The organism is Bacillus sp. MYb56, from assembly GCF_002976445.1.
Lineage (GTDB): Bacteria > Bacillota > Bacilli > Bacillales > Bacillaceae_G > Bacillus_A > Bacillus_A mycoides.
On sequence record NZ_PCOH01000100.1, the window covers coordinates 1 to 3268 of the forward strand.

The following is a 3268-nucleotide window of genomic DNA, read 5'->3' on the forward strand; positions in this document are numbered from 1 at the left end:
AACCAATTGCCGCGTATGGTCCAAGAAAATAATGAAAGCAAGTGTGTGATCTAGCCAGTAATGCAATCGATGACAATTCAAATACAATTTGTCATAGCTAATAGGCCTCACCATACATGTCCATCAACTTAAGAATCTTTACTACCCCCAAGTGTAAAAAAACGTTATTCTTCCTAATCTAGCTTGTATAAAAAGAATAACGTTTTTTGGTACTTTGGGGTATATTAAGTTGATGGACATGGGGTCACCATACAAAAAAAGAAAATTGTACGTCTGAACACATTTTGGACACAAAATAACCGGTACCTTGTACGTTAAGGAACCGGTTATTAATGTTACAAATCTTCTACTAAACTTAGTAATAATGAACTTAATTTATTTACATTAACATACCTGGTAAAAACTTCGCTATTAATACAATAATTGCCGCAAAGAATACCGCTTTAATAATGAATAGAATAATAATTGGAATCGATGCTTTCACTTTGCTTAATCCAGCTGTAATGTGTAATCCGAGCCAAATTAAGAGTAAATTCCATACATAGAATAGTTCAATTGTATTACCAATTCCATATGCAAATGTACCTTTCGTAAATAATAACCCTAAACTCGTATATTGGCTCATTCCACTACCAAAGATTATACTTAAAATAGAATTAATAAGTCCACCAATAATAAGGACAATGTTTGTATAAGCTACAATATTCAATAAGGTTTTATAAGGCGTATCATTACCAAAGAACATCATAAACATTTTATAAATAGCTGCTATGAATAGTGTTCCAACCATCGCACTAGCAAAGCTTGTTCCAATTCCAGAAATAACTTCTGATGTAAGTGAACTTTGTCCAGCCATTTCACCTAATTCTTTTTTCATTTTAAGCATCTCAGGTGAGGTATACATAACATACGCATTTAAACCACCTAGAAGCCCTTGTAACAAGGCTACTAATAGGAACATACCCCAAACTTTCTTGTTTGTTTTCATTCTTTCAAATTGTACTCCAGGAGATGTAATCATTCCAAATAATGATGGCTTTTTCGCACCTACATCTTGTGTATTAATATTCGCTTCCATTATTGCGCCTCCTTCTATATATATAATCCTCTTAAAGAATGGTACAAACAATTGACTCAAACAATATGTATGTGTAGTAAAGATATTTATCTTTACTACACTAGTAAACTATTCGTAGCGAAGTGCTTCAATTGGATCTAATTTTGCAGCTTTATTTGCTGGAATTAATCCGAAAATAATACCAAGTGTCATCGAGAATAATACGCCTCCAACAACAACTTCCCACGAAACGAGCGGTGGCCATTTTGCGAATGTGGAGACAATATATGCCCCGCCATATCCAAGACCAATTCCAATTAAACCACCTAGAAGCGTTAACATAACGGCTTCAATTAAAAACTGTAATAAAATTTTACTACGTGTTGCTCCAAGTGCTTTACGTATCCCAATTTCACGCGTACGCTCCGTTACAGATACGAGCATAATGTTCATAACGCCAATACCACCAACGACTAATGAAATACCTGCGATACCACCGATGATCATTGTCATGATATTAGTGACTTTAGAAACTCCTTCTTGGAACTCTTTTAAGTTCACTAATTCATATTTACCTGGAATTTCACTCGGCTTACGACTATTTAATACTTCAATAGCTTTTTTTCCTGCTGATTCTAAATTGTCTACATTTTTAGCTTGAATTGCGATACTTTGAATTTCATCTGTTCCGTATAAAACAGGCCATAAAGTGAGAGGAATCAGTATTTCCTCAGTTTCAAATCCCATAAATTCATTATCTGATTTATAGACACCGATAATTTGCACAGGCTGTCCTTTCATTTCAATAATTTTCCCTACTGGATTTTCATCTTTAAATAACGTCTCTTCTGCCTTCATACTAATCATCACAACGTTATTCCCTTGCGAAATATCTGATTCATTTAATGAACGGCCTTTGACCATTTTCACTTTATTTACTTGAAAATATTCACTATCTAGTCCAATAACATTAATCATTGCTTTTTTATCGTTTATATCAAGTGTTTCCATCGTACTATTCGTCATAATAACATGGGCAACATCTTTTACCTGTTTCACCTCAAGAATATCTTCTTCCGTTAATTTTGGTACCTCATGCCCACCCATAGCAAACTCATCATTAATATCCGGTTTAAACTGAATTGGCATAAGGTTATTACCAGAACCAGCGATTTTCGACTTCAGCATCGCTTCCCCGCCCTGCCCAATCGCAACGACAGTAATAATAGAACCTACTCCGATAATAATACCGAGCATCGTCAAAGCTGAACGCAGTTTATGAGCTAAAATAGAAGATAGGGCAATTTTCATACTATCTAGTAAACTCATACTGCACACCTTCTATCTTCAGTAATTTTCCCATCTCGCAGTACAATGCGACGAGATGAATAAGCTGCTACCTCTTCTTCATGCGTAACCATAACAATCGTCGTACCTTCTGCATTAAGCTTCGTGAAAATATCCATAACTTGTTCACCAGACTTCGTATCAAGCGCACCCGTCGGCTCATCGGCCATAATGAACGTTGGATTATTCGCAATCGCTCTCGCAATTGCTACACGCTGTTTCTGTCCACCTGATAACTCACTAGGTAAATGGTGTACTCTATCTAATAATCCAACTTTTCCAAGCGCTTCAAGAGCTCTTTGACGACGTTCTGCTTTCTTCACCCCACCATATACGAGAGGAAGTTCAACATTTTCCACCGCTGAAAGACGTGGCAGTAAATTAAAATGCTGGAACACAAAGCCGATATATTCATTACGAATTAAAGCTAGCTTTGACTCATCTGCTGTTAAGATATTCACATCATTCAGCATATATTTGCCTTCTGTTGGACGATCTAAACAACCGATAATATTCATAAGCGTTGATTTACCGGAACCAGACGGTCCCATAATTGAAACAAACTCACCACTCTGAATCGTTAAACTAATACCATGCAAAATCGGTACCGCAAGCTTTCCTTGATAATACGTTTTAGCAATATTATTTAAAGTAATCATTTCTCTTTCACTTCCATTCCGTCATACACGTTGTCGGAAGGATTTTTAACCACCTTTTGCCCCACTGTTGCGCCTTTAACAATCTCTGTCCAATCTCCATCAGTAGCACCTTTTTTCACATTTTGCTTACGAAGCTTTCCTTTTTCTTCGATATAAACAAATGCATCTTCGCCTTTTTCTACAATGCTCTTACTTGGAACAGCAA

At 36.1% G+C, this 3268-nt stretch carries 3 protein-coding genes and 1 pseudogene; all 4 read right to left on the minus strand.

Going from position 1 to position 3268, the window contains the following annotated elements; all coding sequences use genetic code 11:
- Positions 1–379: 379 nt before the first annotated feature.
- A complete protein-coding gene (gene yknW, locus CQ058_RS30990) occupies positions 380–1078 on the minus strand; it encodes a YknW family membrane protein (RefSeq protein WP_002191901.1) in 699 nt (232 codons plus the stop codon).
- Between the two features lie 108 nt (positions 1079–1186).
- Complete coding sequence (locus CQ058_RS30995) at positions 1187–2386, minus strand: ABC transporter permease (protein WP_105590253.1); 1200 nt, start codon at positions 2384–2386, stop codon at positions 1187–1189.
- Positions 2383–3063, minus strand: coding sequence for an ABC transporter ATP-binding protein (locus tag CQ058_RS31000; protein WP_002191903.1), 681 nt, complete (start codon positions 3061–3063; stop codon positions 2383–2385). The genes CQ058_RS30995 and CQ058_RS31000 overlap by 4 nt, the downstream gene beginning before the upstream one ends.
- A pseudogene (locus CQ058_RS31005) lies at positions 3060–3268 on the minus strand (efflux transporter periplasmic adaptor subunit); the annotation flags it as partial. The gene CQ058_RS31000 and the pseudogene CQ058_RS31005, both read right to left, overlap by 4 nt.

What these genes read in the sequence shown, in the direction of transcription:
- yknW (WP_002191901.1), bottom strand. Translation starts at nt 1,078, where the DNA reads ATGGAAGCGAATATTAATACACAAGATGTAGGTGCGAAAAAGCCATCA.
- CQ058_RS30995 (WP_105590253.1), bottom strand. Translation starts at nt 2,386, where the DNA reads ATGAGTTTACTAGATAGTATGAAAATTGCCCTATCTTCTATTTTAGCT.
- CQ058_RS31000 (WP_002191903.1), bottom strand. Translation starts at nt 3,063, where the DNA reads ATGATTACTTTAAATAATATTGCTAAAACGTATTATCAAGGAAAGCTT.